The sequence below is a fragment of the Streptomyces griseus genome, assembly GCF_900460065.1.
GTDB classification, from domain to species: Bacteria; Actinomycetota; Actinomycetes; order Streptomycetales; family Streptomycetaceae; genus Streptomyces; species Streptomyces griseus.
Map to the genome: position 1 here is coordinate 95,298 of NZ_UAVD01000038.1, position 17,021 is coordinate 112,318.

Annotated in this window: 13 protein-coding genes and 1 riboswitch; of the genes, 9 read left to right on the forward strand and 4 right to left on the reverse strand. The window is 72.9% G+C overall.

Features of this window, described 5'->3' with window-relative positions; genetic code table 11:
* Positions 1 to 30: 30 nt before the first annotated feature.
* Positions 31 to 2,487 (reverse strand): DNA gyrase/topoisomerase IV subunit A, encoded by a 2,457-nt coding sequence (locus DTB53_RS27525; RefSeq protein WP_012378714.1) that lies wholly within the window; start codon positions 2,485 to 2,487, stop codon positions 31 to 33.
* A 268-nt stretch (positions 2,488 to 2,755) separates the two neighbouring features.
* Here DTB53_RS27525 and DTB53_RS27530 point away from each other — a divergent pair, with 268 nt between their 5' ends.
* The 4 genes from DTB53_RS27530 to DTB53_RS27545 all read left to right on the forward strand — a co-directional run bounded on the left by DTB53_RS27530 (position 2,756) and on the right by DTB53_RS27545 (position 7,633).
* Positions 2,756 to 4,129: a M16 family metallopeptidase gene (locus DTB53_RS27530; RefSeq protein ID WP_003965755.1), complete on the forward strand. Its 1,374-nt coding sequence runs from the start codon at positions 2,756 to 2,758 to the stop codon at positions 4,127 to 4,129.
* 26 nt (positions 4,130 to 4,155) lie between these two features.
* Positions 4,156 to 5,526: a M16 family metallopeptidase gene (locus DTB53_RS27535; protein ID WP_042495924.1), complete on the forward strand. Its 1,371-nt coding sequence runs from the start codon at positions 4,156 to 4,158 to the stop codon at positions 5,524 to 5,526.
* Between the two features lie 226 nt (positions 5,527 to 5,752).
* Positions 5,753 to 5,919, forward strand: a riboswitch (cyclic di-AMP (ydaO/yuaA leader).
* Positions 5,920 to 5,932: 13 nt separating this feature from the next.
* Entirely contained in the window at positions 5,933 to 6,748 is an 816-nt protein-coding gene (locus tag DTB53_RS27540) for a M23 family metallopeptidase (RefSeq protein WP_012378712.1), read from the forward strand.
* A 177-nt stretch (positions 6,749 to 6,925) separates the two neighbouring features.
* On the forward strand, positions 6,926 to 7,633 hold the full coding sequence (locus DTB53_RS27545) for a GntR family transcriptional regulator (RefSeq protein WP_003965751.1): 708 nt from the start codon (positions 6,926 to 6,928) through the stop codon (positions 7,631 to 7,633).
* A 159-nt stretch (positions 7,634 to 7,792) separates the two neighbouring features.
* On the opposite strand, the gene DTB53_RS27550 is transcribed toward DTB53_RS27545, so the two are convergent.
* The gene (locus tag DTB53_RS27550; RefSeq protein ID WP_012378711.1) at positions 7,793 to 8,074 is read right to left on the reverse strand and encodes an HPr family phosphocarrier protein; all 282 of its coding nucleotides are present in this window, start codon (positions 8,072 to 8,074) and stop codon (positions 7,793 to 7,795) included.
* A gap of 195 nt (positions 8,075 to 8,269) precedes the next feature.
* Between DTB53_RS27550 and DTB53_RS27555 the strand changes: the two genes are divergently transcribed.
* From DTB53_RS27555 to DTB53_RS27570, 4 genes are all read left to right on the forward strand, one after another.
* Positions 8,270 to 11,188, forward strand: a complete 2,919-nt coding sequence (locus tag DTB53_RS27555) for a bifunctional acetate--CoA ligase family protein/GNAT family N-acetyltransferase (protein ID WP_003965749.1) — start codon at positions 8,270 to 8,272, stop codon at positions 11,186 to 11,188.
* Between the two features lie 61 nt (positions 11,189 to 11,249).
* The gene (locus tag DTB53_RS27560; protein WP_003965747.1) at positions 11,250 to 11,846 is read left to right on the forward strand and encodes a DUF5998 family protein; all 597 of its coding nucleotides are present in this window, start codon (positions 11,250 to 11,252) and stop codon (positions 11,844 to 11,846) included.
* Positions 11,846 to 13,033, forward strand: a complete 1,188-nt coding sequence (locus DTB53_RS27565; RefSeq protein ID WP_003965746.1) for an alkaline phosphatase family protein — start codon at positions 11,846 to 11,848, stop codon at positions 13,031 to 13,033. The genes DTB53_RS27560 and DTB53_RS27565 overlap by 1 nt, the downstream gene beginning before the upstream one ends.
* Before the next feature lie 46 nt (positions 13,034 to 13,079).
* Entirely contained in the window at positions 13,080 to 13,733 is a 654-nt protein-coding gene (locus DTB53_RS27570; protein WP_003965745.1) for a thymidine kinase, read from the forward strand.
* Positions 13,734 to 13,763: 30 nt separating this feature from the next.
* Here the strand turns inward: DTB53_RS27570 and DTB53_RS27575 are convergent, their stop codons facing one another.
* The gene (locus DTB53_RS27575) at positions 13,764 to 14,564 is read right to left on the reverse strand and encodes a VOC family protein (RefSeq protein ID WP_003965744.1); all 801 of its coding nucleotides are present in this window, start codon (positions 14,562 to 14,564) and stop codon (positions 13,764 to 13,766) included.
* A 233-nt stretch (positions 14,565 to 14,797) separates the two neighbouring features.
* On the opposite strand from DTB53_RS27575, the gene DTB53_RS27580 reads away from it, so the two are divergent.
* Positions 14,798 to 15,628 carry a sulfurtransferase gene (locus DTB53_RS27580; RefSeq protein WP_003965743.1) on the forward strand — a complete coding sequence of 277 codons (831 nt, stop codon included), beginning with the start codon at positions 14,798 to 14,800 and terminating at the stop codon, positions 15,626 to 15,628.
* A gap of 108 nt (positions 15,629 to 15,736) precedes the next feature.
* On the opposite strand, the gene sepH is transcribed toward DTB53_RS27580, so the two are convergent.
* Complete coding sequence (sepH, locus tag DTB53_RS27585; protein ID WP_012378710.1) at positions 15,737 to 16,834, reverse strand: septation protein SepH; 1,098 nt, start codon at positions 16,832 to 16,834, stop codon at positions 15,737 to 15,739.
* Positions 16,835 to 17,021 lie beyond the last annotated feature (187 nt).

Sequence of the window (17,021 nt, forward strand, 5' to 3'; positions counted from 1 at the left end):
GACCGCTCCCCGCCGTGCGGCCGGGGCCGCCTACAGCGGCGGTCCCGCGATCACGGCCACCGGCTCCAGCAGCGGCGTGCCCGAGCCGTCCCGCCTCGGGTCCGGCGCGGGCAGCTTCGCCGGGGTGCCGTTCTTCTGCGCGGCCCGGGCCGGGGTCGGGCCCGCCCAGGCGAACACCAGGACGTCCTCCCCCTTGAGGAACCGCTGGCAGCGCACCCCGCCGGTGGCCCGCCCCTTGCGCGGATACTGGTCGAACGGGGTGAGCTTGGACGTCAGCACCGAGTCGTCCAGCGTGCCGTGCGAGCCGGCCACCGTGAACACGATCGCCTCGGAAGCCGGGTCCACCGCCGTGAACGACAGCACCTCGGCGCCGGCCGCCAGCTTGACGCCCGCCATGCCTCCGGCGGGCCGCCCCTGCGGGCGCACCGACGCCGCCGGATAGCGGAGCAACTGGGCGTCGGAGGTGATGAACACCAGGTCCTCCTCGCCCGTGCGCAGTTCGGTCGCGCCCACGACGCGGTCACCGTCCTTGAGGGAGATGACCTCCAACTCGTCCTTGTTGGGCGGGTAGTCCGGCACGACGCGTTTCACCACGCCCTGGAGGGTGCCGATCGCGAGACCGGGCGAGGACTCGTCCAGGGTGGTGAGACAGACCAGCTCCTCGTCCGCCTCCAGGCTGAGGAACTCGGAGATCTGCGCCCCGCCCGAGAGATTCGGCTCCGCGTGCGTGTTTGGCAACTGCGGAAGATCGATCACCGAGAGCCGCAGCATCCGGCCCGTGGAGGTCACCGCCCCGACGTCGCCGCGCGCCGTCGCCGCCACCGCCGACACGATCACGTCGTGCTTGGTCCGCCGGGCGTCCTCGGAGATCTCGACCGGCTCCGCGTTCGCCGTACGGGCCAGCAGGCCCGTCGAGGAGAGCAGCACCCGGCACGGGTCGTCCGCCACCTCCAGCGGCACCGACGCGATCTGCGCGCCGGCCGACTCCAGCAGCACCGTGCGCCGGTCCGTGCCGAACTTCTTCGCCACGGCGGCCAGCTCCGAGGAGACCAGCTTGCGCAGCTCCGCGTCCGACTCCAGGATCGCGGTCAGCGCGTCGATCTCGCCGCTGAGCTTGTCCCGCTCGCTCTCCAGCTCGATCCGGTCGAACCGGGTGAGCCGGCGCAGCGGGGTGTCCAGGATGTACTGCGTCTGGATCTCGCTCAGCGAGAAGTGCGCCATGAGGCGCTCCTTCGCCTGCGCGGAATTGTCGCTGTCCCGGATGATCCGGATGACCTCGTCGATGTCGAGCAGGGCGACGAGCAGGCCCTCGACCAGGTGCAGCCGGTCGCGGCGCTTGGTGCGGCGGAACTCGCTGCGCCGGCGCACCACCTCGAAGCGGTGGTCGAGATAGACCTCCAGCAGCTCCTTGAGGCCCAGCGTGAGCGGCTGGCCGTCGACCAGCGCCACGTTGTTGATGCCGAAGGACTCCTCCATCGGCGTCAGCTTGTAGAGCTGCTCCAGCACCGCTTCGGGCACGAAGCCGTTCTTCACCTCGATGACCAGCCGCAGTCCGTGCGCCCGGTCGGTGAGGTCCTTGACGTCGGCGATGCCCTGGAGCTTCTTCGCCGAGACCAGGTCCTTGATCTTGGCGATCACCTTCTCCGGGCCGACGGTGAAGGGCAGTTCGGTGACGACGAGGCCCTTGCGGCGGGCCGTCACGTTCTCCACGGCGACGGTGGCACGGATCTTGAACGAGCCGCGGCCCGCCGTGTACGCGTCCTTGATGCCGCCCAGCCCGACGATGCGGCCGCCGGTGGGCAGATCGGGTCCCGGGACGAAGCGCATCAGCGTCTCGACGTCGGCGCCCGGGTGCTTGATCAGGTGCCGCGCGGCGGCGATGACCTCGCCCAGGTTGTGCGGGGGCATGTTGGTGGCCATGCCCACGGCGATCCCGGAGACCCCGTTGACCAGGAGGTTGGGATAGGCGGCGGGGAGGACGACCGGCTCGCGCTCCTGGCCGTCGTAGTTGGACTGGAAGTCGACGGTGTCCTCGTCGATCGCCTCGGTCATCAGCGAGGTGGCGTCGGCCATCCGGCACTCGGTGTACCGCATGGCGGCCGGCGGGTCGTCGTTGCCCAGGGAGCCGAAGTTGCCGTGGCCGTCGACCAGGGGGAGGCGCATCGAGAACGGCTGCGCCATGCGCACCAGGGCGTCGTAGATCGAGGCGTCGCCGTGCGGGTGCAGCTTGCCCATCACCTCGCCGACGACGCGCGCGCACTTCACATAGCCGCGGTCGGGGCGCAGCCCCATCTCGTTCATCTGGGACACGATGCGCCGGTGCACCGGCTTCATGCCGTCGCGGGCGTCGGGCAGGGCCCTGGAGTAGATCACCGAGTACGCGTACTCGAGGAAGGAGCCCTGCATTTCGTCGACGACGTCGATGTCGAGGATCTTCTCCTCGAAGTCGTCCGGCGGCGGCGGGGTCTTCGTGCTACGGCGGGCCATCGCGGCTGCGACTCCTTCACGGATTCTGTTCGGACAACCTGGGCTTGTTCGGTACGACACGAGCTACTGACGCGGTCCATTGTGGACCGCCGGACTGACAACGCCGACCTCGACCCGGCAGAAGCGGGCCGCGCCGGTCCACCCGGGCAGCGCCCGGGACACCATCGACGGAAACATCCGAGGATCGGGAACTTCGCCAGGTGCCGGTGCGCTTGCTTAGAGTGGCAGGTCTGGCAGGAAGTCCAGTATCGCGATCGAAGGGACGTACATGCCCATGGGTCACACGGCCACCGCACAGGCCGGTTCCGGCGGCTTGACAGCGACCGAGCACCGCCTGGCCAACGGCCTGCGTGTGGTGCTCTCCGAGGACCATCTGACCCCGGTCGCCGCGGTCTGCCTCTGGTACGACGTCGGCTCGCGCCACGAGGTCAAGGGACGCACCGGTCTGGCTCACCTCTTCGAGCACCTGATGTTCCAGGGCTCGGGCCAGGTCAAGGGGAACGGTCACTTCGAGCTCGTCCAGGGGGCCGGCGGCTCCCTCAACGGGACCACCAGCTTCGAGCGGACCAATTACTTCGAGACCATGCCCACCCACCAGGTGGAGCTGGCGCTCTGGCTGGAGGCCGACCGGATGGGCTCCCTCCTCGCCGCGCTCGACGAGGAGTCCATGGAGAACCAGCGCGACGTCGTCAAGAACGAACGCCGCCAGCGCTACGACAACGTGCCCTACGGCACCGCGTTCGAGAAGCTGACCGCCCTCTCGTACCCCGAGGGCCACCCGTACCACCACACCCCGATCGGCTCCATGGCCGACCTGGACGCGGCCACGCTGGAGGACGCCCGCGCGTTCTTCCGTACGTACTACGCGCCGAACAACGCGGTGCTCTCGGTGGTCGGCGACATCGACCCCGAGCAGACCCTCGCCTGGATCGAGAAGTACTTCGGCTCCATCCCCTCCCACGACGGCAAGCAGCCGCCGCGCGACGGGACGCTGCCCGCGATCATCGGCGAGCAGCTGCGCGAGGTGGTCCACGAGGAGGTTCCGGCGCGCGCCCTGATGGCCGCCTACCGCCTCCCCCACGACGGCACCCGTGCCTGTGACGCGGCCGACCTGGCGCTCACCGTGCTGGGCGGCGGCGAGTCCTCCCGGCTGCACAACCGCCTGGTCCGCCGCGACCGTACGGCGGTGGCGGCGGGCTTCGGCCTGCTGCGGCTCGCCGGGGCGCCCTCGCTGGGCTGGCTGGACGTGAAGACGTCCGGCGGCGTCGAGGTGGAGACGATCGAGGCCGCGGTCGACGAGGAGCTCGCCCGGTTCGCCGCCGAGGGGCCGACGCCCGAGGAAATGGAGCGGGCCCAGGCGCAGTTGGAGCGCGAGTGGCTCGACCGCCTGGGCACGGTCGCCGGCCGCGCCGACGAACTGTGCCGGTACGCGGTCCTGTTCGGTGACCCCCAGCTCGCCCTGACGGCGGTGGGCCGGGTCCTGGAGGTCACCGCGGAGGAGGTGCGCGCAGCGGCCGAGGCGAGCCTGCGCCCCGACAACCGGGCGGTGCTGGTGTACGAGCCCATCGAGCCGGCCGACGAGGCCGACGAGGGCACGGCAGGCACCGAGGGCACCGACGCGCACGAGGGGGCGGACAAGTGAGCGACGCCGCCGTGACTGGAGTAGCCATGGAGTACCACCCGCAGCCCACGCCCGGCACGGCCCGCCCCTGGGCCTTCCCGGCGCCCGAGCGAGGCGCCCTTCCCAACGGGCTGACCGTGCTGCGCTGCCACCGCCCCGGCCAGCAGGTCGTCGCGGTGGAGATCTTCCTGGACGCGCCGCTGGAGGCCGAGCCCGAGGGCCTGGACGGCGTGGCCACGATCATGTCGCGGGCGCTCTCCGAGGGCACCGACAAGCACAGCGCCGAGGAGTTCGCCGCCGAGCTCGAGCGCTGCGGCGCCACGCTCGACGCGCACGCCGACCACCCCGGCGTCCGGGTCTCCCTGGAGGTCCCGGTCTCCCGGCTGGCCAAGGCCCTCGGGCTGGTCGCCGAGGCGCTGCGGGCCCCGGCCTTCGACGCGAGCGAGATCGAGCGCCTCGTCGGCAACCGCCTCGACGAGATCCCGCACGAGCACGCCAACCCGTCCCGGCGGGCCGCCAAGCAGCTCTCCAAGGAGCTGTTCCCGGCCACCGCCCGGATGTCCCGCCCGCGGCTGGGCACCGAGGAGACGGTCCGGCGGATCGACGAGAGCGCCGTGCGCGCCTTCTTCGACGCCCATGTCCGGCCGTCCACCGCGACGGCCGTGATCGTCGGCGACCTGACCGGCGTCGACCTGGACGCGCTGCTGGCGGAGACCCTCGGCGACTGGTCGGGCAACGCCGGCCAGGCCCGTCCGGTGCCGCCCATCACCGCGGACGACACCGGCCGCGTGGTGATCGTGGACCGGCCCGGCGCGGTCCAGACGCAGCTGCTGATCGGCCGCATCGGCGCCGACCGGCACGAGCGCGTGTGGCCCGCCCAGGTGCTCGGCACCTACTGCCTGGGCGGCACCCTCACCTCCCGGCTGGACCGGGTGCTGCGCGAGGAGAAGGGCTACACCTACGGAGTGCGGGCCTTCGCCCAGGTGCTGCGCTCCAGCGGCCCCGACTCGGGCGGCGCGGCCATGCTCGCGATCAGCGGCTCGGTGGACACGGAGTCCACCGGACCGGCGCTGGACGACCTCTGGAAGGTCCTGCGCACGCTGGCCGCCGAGGGGCTGACCGATGCCGAGCGGGAGACGGCCGTGCAGAACCTGGTGGGTGTCGCCCCGCTGAAGTTCGAGACCGCCGCTTCCGTCGCGAGCACGCTGGCCGACCAGGTCGAGCAGCACCTCCCCGACGACTACCAGGCCCAGCTCTACGCCCGGCTCGCCGAGACGGGCACCGTGGAGGCGACCGCCGCCGTGGTCAGCGCCTTCCCGGTCGACCGGCTGGTCACGGTCGTCGTGGGGGACGCCGCGCGGATCGAGGAGCCCGTGAAGGCCCTCGGCATCGGAGAGGTGTCCGTCGTCACCGGCTGACGCGCCACCCGCGGCGCACCGCCGCGAAGAGAACCCCGACGAAGGGATGTTCGTCGGGGTTCTTCCCTTTTTGGGCGCTTGCTTCCGATTGCCCCTTTTGTTGGAGAGGTTGCCTGTCTGCCCTGTGGGATGTGCGACAAATCCCCTGGTCCGTTTGGTGATGGGAAGTCGCCCCGCCTAGCGTCGGCTCGGCTGTCCGCCACCCGTATGCCGCAGCCGCGGCGCCGGGCAGTCATCGCCGAGTCCCCGTCAGGCGCGAGCCTGGGGAGCCGGGGACCCACGCAGTCCCTGGGGTGAATCGGAGGCCCGTGCCGCGAACCGGCGCGGGGATCCGTAGGAGACCTTCCTGCTCCGAACCCGTCAGCTAACCCGGTAGGCGAGAAGGAAGGAAAGGATCAGCACCTCCATGGCGTTCACCCGTGCCACCGGGAAGCACCGTGCCCCGAGCCGTCTCACGCGCCGCAGCGCCCGGGCCGCCGGCATCGCGGCTCTGGCCACCACCGGAGTCCTCGGCTCGCTCGCCTCCCCGGCCCTCGCCGCGGACGCCGAGGCCGCCCAGGTCGCCGACACCGGCCTCACCCAGGCCGTCGCCCTCGACGCCACCCTCGCCGAGCAGATAGACGCGCAGGCCCACGCCCAGAAGCAGCAGGCCGACGCGATCGCCAAGGCGAAGGCCAAGGCCGCCGCGGAGGCCCGGGAGAAGGCCGCGAAGGCGAAGGCGAAGGCGGAAGCGGAGCGCAAGGCCGAGGCCCGCGCCAAGGAGGTCCGCGAGGAGAAGGCGCGCGCCGCCCGCGCCGCCGAGCGCGCCCGCCTGAACGCCTTCCACCTCCCGGTCGCCGGCTCCCACGTCACCACCGGCTACAACACCGGCGGTGCGCTCTGGTCCTCCGGCAGCCACTCCGGCGTGGACTTCCAGGCAGCCTCCGGCAGCTCCGTCGTCGCCGTCGGCGCCGGCACGGTCGTCGAGGCCGGCTGGGGCGGCGCGTACGGCAACAACATCGTGCTGCGGATGACGGACGGCACGTACACCCAGTACGGTCACCTCTCCTCGATCGGTGTCTCCGTCGGCCAGAGCGTCTCCTCCGGCCAGCAGATCGGCCTCTCCGGATCCACCGGCAACTCCACCGGCCCGCACCTGCACTTCGAGGCCCGCACCACCCCCGACTACGGCTCCGACATGGACCCCGTCGGCTACCTGCGCTCCCACGGCCTGAACGTCTGAGCCGTCCCGCGCCACCCCGTCCGAAGGCCCCGGCACCCGCCGGGGCCTTCGGTAATTCCGGCCCGAAGATATCCAGGGATTCCGGCCTGCCATCGGAAATTCCGGCAGATTGCCATAGAGTCGCGGAACAGGCATCGGGCGGCCGCGTTTCGCGGGGATCAAGGCGGAGGTTCGGATATGCGCATTCCCGCGCATTCGGTATGCACGGCAATCCGTGACGACATCGTCTCCGGTGTCTACGAGCGGGGCAGCCGCCTCACCGAGGAGTTGCTGGCCCGTCGCTACGGGGTCTCCCGCGTCCCGGTCCGCGAGGCCCTGCGCACACTGGAGTCCGAGGGCTTCGTGGTCACCCGCAGACATGCGGGCGCCTGCGTCGCCGAGCCCACCGCGCAAGAGGCGGCCGATCTCCTGGAGGTGCGGATGCTCCTGGAGCCGCTGGGCGCGGCCCGCGCCGCGCACCGCCGCACGGAAGCCCACCTGAAGGTGCTCCGGGGCCTGGTCAGGCTGGGGCAGGAGCGGGCCCGCCGCGGCGAGAGCGACGATCTGCGCTCACTGGCCGGCTGGTTCCACGAGACCCTCGCCCAGGCCTCCGGCAGCCCCGGGCTCATCGCCCTGCTCACCCAGCTCCGCCACAAGATCGCCTGGATGTACGCGGTCGAGCAGCCGGCCCGCCCGGTCGACTCCTGGGCCGAGCGCGGCGCGATCGTGGACGCCGTCGCCCGCGGCGACGCGGAGCGGGCCAGGGCGCTGACCGCCCAGTACGCGGAACGCGCCACCGGGACCCATCGGCTGCGCCGCCCGCATCCGCCGGGGCGGCGTATCGCGCCCGCTCCACGTGTGAGCACTTCGCAACATGACGTAAACATTGCGGGCGTCCGCTATTAACAGAAGAGGCGTAAACAAAGAGAAGTAATTATGGGCCCCGGGGCGCGCTGCCCGAATTTCGATGCGCGGTGCTTTCCCGAGAACACGAAAGAGCCGTGATCCCTCCGAGGGGTCACGGCTCTCGCACCCGGCGCCCCCGGCAGGGCCGGGGCGCGCGGGTCAGACGGTCTCGGGGAGTTCTTCCAGGCCCTCGGCGACCAGCTTCGCGAGGCGGTCCAGCGCGGCCTCGGCGTCGTCGGCCTCGGACGCGAGCACGATCTCCTCGCCGCCCTGCGCGCCCAGACCGAGCACGGCCAGCATGGAGGCGGCGTTCACCGGGTTGCCGTCGGCCTTGGCGATCGTCACGGGGACGCCGGAAGCCGTGGCGGCACGGACGAAGATGGAAGCGGGGCGGGCGTGCAGGCCCTCGGCCCAACCGACGTTTACGCGGCGCTCAGCCATGGTTCTGCCCTTCACATATCAACGGTTGTCTAGACCAGTCTCTCATGCAGTGCGTGGTGCTGTGCCCGGCCTCCTGTCCGGTCCTGTGCCCGGCCTCCTGTCCGCTCCCGTGCTCCGACGGCCCCGGTCCGGGCCCCCAAGACTGCCCGGACGCCGACCTGTCCGCTACCGGGCTCCCCGCCGTAGGCTTTGCCCATGGAGCCCACCCCGGAGCAGAGTCCGCATCACGCGTACCCCGACCACTGGGAAGCGGACGTGGTACTCCGCGACGGTGGCACCGCACGCATCAGGCCGATCACCACGGACGACGCCGAGCGACTGGTCAGCTTCTACGAGCAGGTGTCCGACGAGTCGAAGTACTACCGGTTCTTCGCCCCGTATCCGCGCCTATCCGACCGGGACGTGCACCGCTTCACCCATCACGACTACGTCGACCGGGTGGGACTGGCCGTCACGATCGGCGGCGAGTTCATCGGAACCGTCCGCTACGACCGCATCAACGACCAGGGCCGCCCCGCCTCCGCCCCCGCCGACGAGGCCGAGGTCGCCTTCCTCGTCCAGGACGCCCACCAGGGACGCGGTGTCGCCTCCGCCCTGCTCGAACACATCGCCGCGGTCGCCCGGGAGCGCGGCATCCGGCGCTTCGCCGCCGAGGTGCTCCCTGCCAACACCAAGATGATCAAGGTGTTCCGGGACGGCGGCTACACCCAGCGCCGCAGCTTCGAGGACGGCTCCGTCCACCTCACCCTCGACCTCGAACCCACCGAGAAGTCCCTCGCCGTCCAGCGCGGCCGCGAACAGCGCGCCGAGGCCCGCTCGGTGCAGCGCCTGCTCGCCCCCGGCTCCGTCGCGGTCATCGGCACCGGCCGCACCCCCGGCGGAGTGGGCCGCACGGTCCTGCGCAACCTCCTCGCCTCCGGCTACAGGGGCCGTACGTACGCGGTGAACCGCGCCTTCGACGAGGGCCTCGCGACCCTCGACGGGGTACCCGCCCACCGCTCCCTCGGCGAGATCGACGAGCAGGTCGACCTCGCGGTCATCGCCGTCCCCGCCCACCGGGTCCCCGAGGCCGTCGCCGACTGCGGCGAACACGGCGTCCAGGGCCTGGTCGTCCTCTCCGCCGGTTACGCCGAGCGGGGCGCCGAGGGCCGCGAGCTCCAGCGCGAACTGGTCCGCCAGGCCCGCTCGTACGGCATGCGGATCATCGGCCCCAACGCCTTCGGCATCATCAACACCGCCGAGTCCGTCCGGCTGAACGCCTCCCTCGCCCCCGAGTCGCCCGCCCGCGGCCGGATCGGCCTGTTCACCCAGTCCGGCGCGATCGGCATCGCCCTGCTCTCCGGCCTCCACCGGCGCGGCGCGGGCCTGTCCTCCTTCATCTCGGCCGGAAACCGGGCCGACGTCTCCGGCAACGACTTCCTCCAGTACTCCTTCGAGGACCCGGACACCGATGTCGCCCTGCTCTACCTCGAATCGCTCGGCAACCCCCGGAAGTTCACCCGCCTCGCCCGCCGCACCGCCGCCGTGAAGCCCGTCGTCGTGGTCAAGGGGGCCCGGCACAGCGGCTCCACCCCGCCCGGCCACGCCGTCCCGGTCAGCCGCATCCCCGACGCCACGGTCTCCGCGCTGATGCGCCAGGCGGGCGTCATCCGGGTCGACACGGTGACGGAGATGGTCGACGCCGGGATCCTGCTGGCGGGCCAGCCGCTCCCGGCCGGCCCCCGGGTCGCCATCCTCGGCAACTCCGAGTCCCTCGGCCTGCTGACGTACGACGCCTGCCTGGCCGAGGGGCTGCGCCCACGCCCGCCGATCGACCTCACCACCGCGGCCTCCCCGCAGGACTTCCGGGACGCGCTGGCCGAGGCGCTGGCGGACGGGACCTGCGACGCCGTGATCGTCACCGCCATCCCGTGGGTGGGGGAGAACGGAGAGGCCGAGACCGGTGACGGACAAGTGCTGGCCACCGCCCTGCACAAGGCCGTCGCCGCAGGCGCGGCCAAGCCGGTGGCCGTCGTCCACGTCGAGATCGGCGGCCTCGCCGAGGCACTGGCCGCCGCCTCCAGCACCGCCGCCCCGCGCCCCCGCACGGTGACGCCCGCCACCGACCGGACCCGGGCGGCCACCCCTCCCGAGACCACCCGGGCCCCGAGCGCCGACCCGGCCACCCGGGCGGCCACCCCCTCCGAGACCACCCCGGCGGCGAGCCCCACCCCGGACACCGCCAGGGACCACGCCCCCGGCCGCATCCCCGCCTACCCCGCCGCCGAACGCGCCGTACGGGCCCTCGCCGAGGCCGTGAAGTACGCCCAGTGGCGGCGCCAGGCGGCCGTGCCCGGCAAGATCCCCGAGTTCCTCGACGACACCATCGACGAGCCCGGGGCCGCCGCCCTGATCGAGGAACAGCTCGCCACCGCCCCCGACCCGCGCGGCCGCCCGCTCACCCACGACGAGGCCCGCGAACTGCTCGGCCGCTACGGCATCGACGTACGCCCCACCCTCCCCGCCCCGGACCCCGAGGCGGCCGTCGCCGCGGCGGCCCGGCTCGGCTACCCGGTCGCCCTCAAGACCACCGCGCCCCACCTGCGCCACCGCGCCGACCTCGGCGGGGTCCGCCTCGACGTCGCCGACGAGGAGGCGCTGCGCCGGGCGTACGGGGAGCTGACCGACCTCCTCGGCAAGCCCGCCGAACTGCTCCCCGTCGTCCAGGCGATGGCCCCGCGCGGAGTGGACACCGTCGTCCGCGCCTCCATCGACGCCGCCGCCGGGGCCGTCCTCTCCTTCGGCCTCGCGGGCGCGCCCTCCGAACTGCTCGGCGACACCGCGCACCGGCTGGTCCCCGCCACCGACCGGGACGCCGCCGAGCTCATCCGGTCCATCAGGGCGGCCCCGGTCCTGTTCGGCTGGCGGGGTTCCGCCCCGGTCGACACGGCAGCGCTCGAAGAACTGCTGCTGCGGCTGTCCCGGCTGGTCGACGACCACCCCGAGGTGGTCTCCGTCGCCCTCGAACCGGTCGTCGTCGCCCCGCACGGGCTGACAGTGCTCGGCGCGAGCGTCCGGCTGGCCCCGCCACCCGCCCGGAACGACCTCGGCCCCCGCCGCCTTCCGAACTACTGAGAGCCGCCGGTGCCCGCCGGGGCGTCCCCGGCAGCCACCGGTCCGCCGTAGGATGGTGCTCATGGCAAAGACCGGTACGACGACCCAGGGGCTGCGCGCGGCGATCGAGCGCAGCGGCTACTACCCGGCCCTCGTGGCCGAGGCGGTGGAGGCCGCCGTCGGCGGGGAACCGGTCGCTTCGTACCTGGTGCACCAGGAGACCACGTTCGACTCCAACGAGGTGCGCCGTCATGTCACGGTCCTCGTGCTGACCGAGCACCGGTTCATCGTCAGCCACACCGACGAGCAGGCCGCCGACACCAGCTCCCCGACGCCGTACGCCACCACCTCCACCGAGTCGGTGAAGCTCGGGCGGATCTCCTCCGTCGTGGTCAGCCGCGTCGTGGCCAACCCGGAGAAGTACGTCCCGGGCACCCTGCCTCGCGAGGTCGTCCTCACCATCGGCTGGGGCGCCGTCTCCCGGATCGATCTGGAGCCCGCCGCCTGCGGCGACTCCAACTGCGAGGCCGACCACGGCTACACCGGCAGCTCCACCGCCGACGACCTGAGCCTGCGGGTCAGCGAGGCCGGCGACGGCCCCGACGCCGTGCGCCAGACCCTCGCCTTCGCCCAGTCGCTCTCCGAGGCCACGGCCGCCACCGCGGCGAGTGGCCGCTGATGGCCCAGCCCGTCTGGCAGGACCCCGTCCCGCTGTCCCTCGACACCGCGCCCGTCCCCGAGTACGGCAGCGGTTCGCTCGCCGACCTGCTGCCGACGCTCGTCGCCGGACAGGAGGTCCCCGGCTTCACGGCCGCGATCCCCGAGCTGACCCCGGCCGACCGCAACTGCGTCTTCCTGATCGACGGCCTCGGCTGGGAGCAGATCAAGGCGCACCCGGACGAGGCGCCCTTCCTGCACTCGCTCCTCCCCACCTCGCGCGGCGGTACCGGCCGCCCGCTCACCGCGGGCTTCCCCTCCACCACCGCCACCTCGCTCGCCTCCGTCGGCACGGGGCTGCCGCCCGGCGAGCACGGCCTGCCCGGCTACACCGCGCGCAACCCGGAGACCGGCGAGCTGATGAACCAGCTCCGCTGGAAGCCGTGGACCGCCCCGAAGGTCTGGCAGCCGTACCCCACGGTCTTCCAGCTCGCCGACGCGGCGGGCGTGCACACGGCGCAGGTCTCCGCGCCGACGTTCGAGCAGACCCCGCTCACCAAGGTCGCGCTCAGCGGCGGCTCCTTCCTCGGCCGGCTCTCCGGCGAGGACCGGATGGACGTCGCCGCCCAGCGCCTGGCCGCCGGCGACCGCTCGCTCGTCTACACGTACTACAGCGAGGTCGACGGCAAGGGCCACCGCTTCGGCACCGACTCGGACGCCTGGCGCGGCCAGCTGATGTACGTCGACGGGCTCGCCCGGCGCCTCGCCGAGCAGCTCCCGCCGCGCTCGGCGCTCTACATCACCGCCGACCACGGCATGATCGACATCCCCTTCGACGAGCAGTCCCGGATCGACTTCGACGAGGACTGGGAGCTGAGCGCCGGCGTCGCCCTCCTCGGCGGCGAGGGGCGCGCCCGGCACGTCTACGCGGTGCCGGGCGCCCGGGCCGACGTCCTGGCCGTCTGGCGCGAAGTGCTCGGCGAGCAGTTCTGGGTGGCGAGCCGCGACGAGGCCATCGCGGCCGGCTGGTTCGGGCCGACGGTCGACGAACGGGTGTACGGCCGGATCGGCGACGTCGTCGCCGCCGCCCACGACGACGTGATCATCACGGCCTCCGTCAACGAGCCGCACGAGTCGGCGATGGCGGGCGTGCACGGCTCCCTGACCCCCGTGGAACAGCTCGTCCCCCTCCTCGAAGTACGCTCGTAACCCTTCCCGCCGTGCCCACCCCCCTCCGAAAGGTGCTCGACCCCTCATGCCCGAGCTGGTGTTCTTCTCCGGAACCATGGACTGCGGAAAGAGCACGCTGGCCCTGCAGATCGGTCACAACCGCTCGGCACGCGGGCTCCAGGGCGTGATCTTCACCCGGGACGACCGCGCGGGGGAGGGCAAGCTCTCCTCCCGGCTCGGCCTGGTGACGGACGCCGTCGAGGCCGAGGAGGGCATGGACCTGTACGCGCACATCGTCGGCCGGGTCAGCCGTGGCGGCCGGGTCGACTACGTGATCGTGGACGAGGCGCAGTTCCTCGCCCCGGACCAGATCGACCAACTGGCCCGCGTCGTCGACGACCTGGGGCTCGACGTCTTCGCTTTCGGCATCACCACGGACTTCCGCACCAAGCTGTTCCCGGGCTCCCAGCGGCTGATCGAGCTGGCCGACCGGATAGAGGCCCTCCAGGTCGAGGCGCTCTGCTGGTGCGGAGCCCGCGCCACGCACAACGCGCGCACCGTGGACGGGGAGATGGTCGTCGAGGGCGCCCAGGTCGTCGTCGGCGATGTCAACCGGCAGGCGGGCGAGGTCGGTTACGAGGTGCTGTGCCGCCGGCACCACCGCCGTCGCACGACCGCGACCGCGGCCCGCGCGAGCAGCCTCTCCCCGGACGTCCTGCCGGTCGCCTCCGACGCCTGAGCGCCCGGCGGCGATACGGGGCGGCAGCCCTCAGGCCGACCCCTCCGCCGGTCCGCCCCCGGGGGCGGACCGGATGACCGTGAACACGGCGCCCTCCGGGTCCGCGACCGTGGCCAGCCGGCCGCTCGACCCCTCGCGCGGCGGTTGCAGGACGCGCCCGCCCAGCTCCACCACCCGGGCCGCCGCCCGGTCGGTGTCGGCGACCTCGAAGTACGTCATCCAGTGCGGCCCCCGGTCGCGCGGCAGCGCGTGGCCGACCCCGTGCAGCGCCGCCACCGCGACGCCGTCCAGGTGGAGTGTCTGGTAGTCGAAGTCGGCCGAGACGACCGCCTCCGTCTCATAGCCGAAGACGGTCTGGTAGAACTTCGCGACCATCGACGTCTCCCGGGTCACCAGCTCGTTCCAGACCGGGGTGCCGGGCACCCCCGCCTTCATCGTGCCGATGTGCTCCGAGCCCTGCCAGATCCCGAACACCGCACCGCCCGGGTCCGAGGCGATGGCGAGCCGCCCCGCCTCGCCGGCGTCCAGCGGCCCGACCGCCACCGTGCCGCCGCAGGAACGGACGGCCTCCGCGGTGGCGTCGGCGTCGTCCGTGGCGAGGTAGGTGGTCCAGGCGATCGGGAGATGGCGGTCGGGCGGCAGCTGGCCGATCCCCGCGACCTCCTCCCCGTGCAGCAGCCCGCGGACGTAGGGGCCCAGTTGGTCGGGGCCCGGCCGGAACTCCCAGTCGAACAGGGCTCCGTAGAACTCCTGGGTCGTGGTCAGGCCGTGCACGATCAGACTTACCCAGCAAGGTGTTCCGGGCGTGCGCCGGGCGTGGGCCTCGGTCATCGTCTTCTCTCCTCGGACCGTATGGGTGGCCGTGCGGGGGACGGGGCGGGGACGCCGTCCCGGATCGGGACGCTGTCCGTGTGCCCCGTGCAGATGCTTGCACCCCCCGGCGCGGGAGGCGCACCGGCCGCGCCGCGTCGTCCTCGTTCTCGACGAAGGACGGCCGGATTCCCGCCGGCCGTCCCTTCCGATGCTGTTACGGGCGCCGGCGCCGCTGCGCGAAGATGGCACCCATGAAGCCCATCATCACCGCATCCGCATACGCGAGCGAGTCGGCCGGGTCGCGACCGCCGGTGCTCCTGGACGTCCGCTGGCAGCTCGGCGGCCCGAACGGCCGTTCCGACTACGAGGCCGGTCACCTGCCCGGCGCGGTCTACGTCGACCTCGACACGGAACTGGCGGGACCGGCGGGTGACGGCGGTCGCCACCCCCTCCCGGACCCGGAGGACTTCGGGGCCGTGATGCGCCGGGCCGGGGTCGGCCAGGACACCCCGGTCGTGGTGTACGACGGCGGCCAGGGCTGGGCCGCGGCGCGCGCCTGGTGGCTGCTGCGCTGGACGGGGCACGGCGACGTACGGGTCCTGGACGGCGGTCTCGCCGCCTGGACGGGCGGCCTCTCCACCGAGATCCCGGACCCCGCCGAGGGCGATTTCCGGCCGAAGCCGGGGGCCCTGCCCACACTGGACGCGGAAAGCGCGGCGGCCTTCGCCCGCTCGGGTCTGCTGCTGGACGCGCGCGCGGCGGAGCGCTACCGGGGCGACGTGGAGCCGATCGACCGCGTCGGCGGCCACATCCCCGGGGCGGTCTCGGCGCCGACCACGCAGAACGTCGACGAGGACGGGCGCTATCTGCCGGCCGAGCGGCTCGCCGCCCGCTTCGCCGGGCTGGGGGCGGCGGAGAGCCCCGGAGGCGTGGGCGTCTACTGCGGATCCGGGGTCTCCGGCGCGCACGAGGTGCTGGCCCTGGAGATCGCGGGCTTCACGGGCGTCCTGTATCCCGGCTCCTGGTCCGAGTGGTCCTCGGACCCCTCCCGGCCGGTGGCCACGGGGCCCGAGCCCCGGTAGTCCCGCGGCCCCCACCGCGCCCTGGGGCCGGTGCGGGGCCGACGGTAAGACAGCGGGGTCCGTACGCGCTCGCGTACGGACCCCGCTGCCACCGGTGGTCATTCCCGGTCAGTCCTGCTTCTTGCGCCGGGTGCCGAAGACGATCTCGTCCCAGCTCGGCACGGCGGCCCGGCGGCCCGGCCGGACGCCGTCCGCCTCCGCCTGACGGTCCGTCGTTCCGGTCAGCCGGTCGCGGTGACCGGCCACCGCCCGGGGCATCAGCACATCCGCGTACGCGGACCCCGCCCCGGCCGAGGCGGCGGCCGGGGGCTCGTCCGCCTCCGCCTCCTCCGCCGGTTCGAGCGCGGGCGGCTCGGGCTGGGAGGGCCGCTCGGGGACGACCATGTCCCCGCGGAAGCTCGGCACCGCCTCCAACAGGCTGGTCAGCGAGTCGCGCTCACCGGCCGAGGCACTGCTGACGTACTCCTCGGGTTCGGCGGCGGCCGGGGCGGGCCGCTCGATCTGCCGGTCCAGGGCCCGGTCCAGCGGCCGGTCGCGGTCGATCTGCCGGTCGAGGCTCCGGTCCAGCGGCCGGTCGCGGGGCAGCCGGGCGATCCGGGGCACGAAGGGGAAGCTGGGCTCGGGCGCGGCGACGTCGTCGGTCTCGCCGATCAGGGAACGCGCCTCGTCGTCCACGGCCTGGACGAGCCGTCGGGGCGGGTCGTACGTCCAGCTCGCCGAGTGCGGCTCACCCGCGACCCGGTAGACGAGCAGGACCTCCCAGGTGCCGTCGTCGCGGCGCCAGGAGTCCCACTGGACGGTCTCCTTGTCGGCGCCGCGCATCAGGAGGCGCTCCTGCACCGCCTCGCCGAGTTGGGGGCCGGTGTTCTCGCCGGGACGGCGCACAGGAGTCTTCCGGGCCCGTTCGGCCATGAAGGCGCGCTCCGCGAGCACGGGGCCCTCGAAGCGGCGTACACGGTCGACGGGGATGCCCGCGAACTGGGCGACCTCCTCAGCGGAGGCACCGGCCCGTATGCGGGCCTGGATGTCGCGGGGCCGGAGGTGGCTCTCCACCTCGATCTCGATCTGGCCGAGCCGGGCGCGGTCGTTGCGCACGGCGGCGCGCAGCCGCTCATCGATCGGAAGCGTGTACTCCGTGCTGTCCGCAGCCTTGAGCACCAGTCGTGTGCCGTCGTTGGAGACGGCCACGACACGCAGTTCGGGCATGGGGACCTCCCGGGTGGTGCCTGCCGACGTCACGTGCGTCGCTGCTTCCGCTAGTCGAGTGTGACCTGCCCGGGTGCAGCCTGCCACAACCTTGCCAAGTTGCCCGGCGTGTCGGGCGCTGGTCCTGGTGCACCACCATGACACGGTTACCCATTGCGACCCAAAGTGACCGATTTGGCCGCTCTGT

Excerpts from the sequence above, each read along its gene's own strand:
- DTB53_RS27525 (WP_012378714.1), bottom strand. The coding sequence starts at position 2,487 with ATGGCCCGCCGTAGCACGAAGACCCCGCCGCCGCCGGACGACTTCGAG.
- DTB53_RS27530 (WP_003965755.1), top strand. The coding sequence starts at position 2,756 with ATGCCCATGGGTCACACGGCCACCGCACAGGCCGGTTCCGGCGGCTTG.
- DTB53_RS27535 (WP_042495924.1), top strand. The coding sequence starts at position 4,156 with ATGGAGTACCACCCGCAGCCCACGCCCGGCACGGCCCGCCCCTGGGCC.
- DTB53_RS27540 (WP_012378712.1), top strand. The coding sequence starts at position 5,933 with ATGGCGTTCACCCGTGCCACCGGGAAGCACCGTGCCCCGAGCCGTCTC.
- DTB53_RS27545 (WP_003965751.1), top strand. The coding sequence starts at position 6,926 with ATGCGCATTCCCGCGCATTCGGTATGCACGGCAATCCGTGACGACATC.
- DTB53_RS27550 (WP_012378711.1), bottom strand. The coding sequence starts at position 8,074 with ATGGCTGAGCGCCGCGTAAACGTCGGTTGGGCCGAGGGCCTGCACGCC.
- DTB53_RS27555 (WP_003965749.1), top strand. The coding sequence starts at position 8,270 with ATGGAGCCCACCCCGGAGCAGAGTCCGCATCACGCGTACCCCGACCAC.
- DTB53_RS27560 (WP_003965747.1), top strand. The coding sequence starts at position 11,250 with ATGGCAAAGACCGGTACGACGACCCAGGGGCTGCGCGCGGCGATCGAG.
- DTB53_RS27565 (WP_003965746.1), top strand. The coding sequence starts at position 11,846 with ATGGCCCAGCCCGTCTGGCAGGACCCCGTCCCGCTGTCCCTCGACACC.
- DTB53_RS27570 (WP_003965745.1), top strand. The coding sequence starts at position 13,080 with ATGCCCGAGCTGGTGTTCTTCTCCGGAACCATGGACTGCGGAAAGAGC.
- DTB53_RS27575 (WP_003965744.1), bottom strand. The coding sequence starts at position 14,564 with ATGACCGAGGCCCACGCCCGGCGCACGCCCGGAACACCTTGCTGGGTA.
- DTB53_RS27580 (WP_003965743.1), top strand. The coding sequence starts at position 14,798 with ATGAAGCCCATCATCACCGCATCCGCATACGCGAGCGAGTCGGCCGGG.
- sepH (WP_012378710.1), bottom strand. The coding sequence starts at position 16,834 with ATGCCCGAACTGCGTGTCGTGGCCGTCTCCAACGACGGCACACGACTG.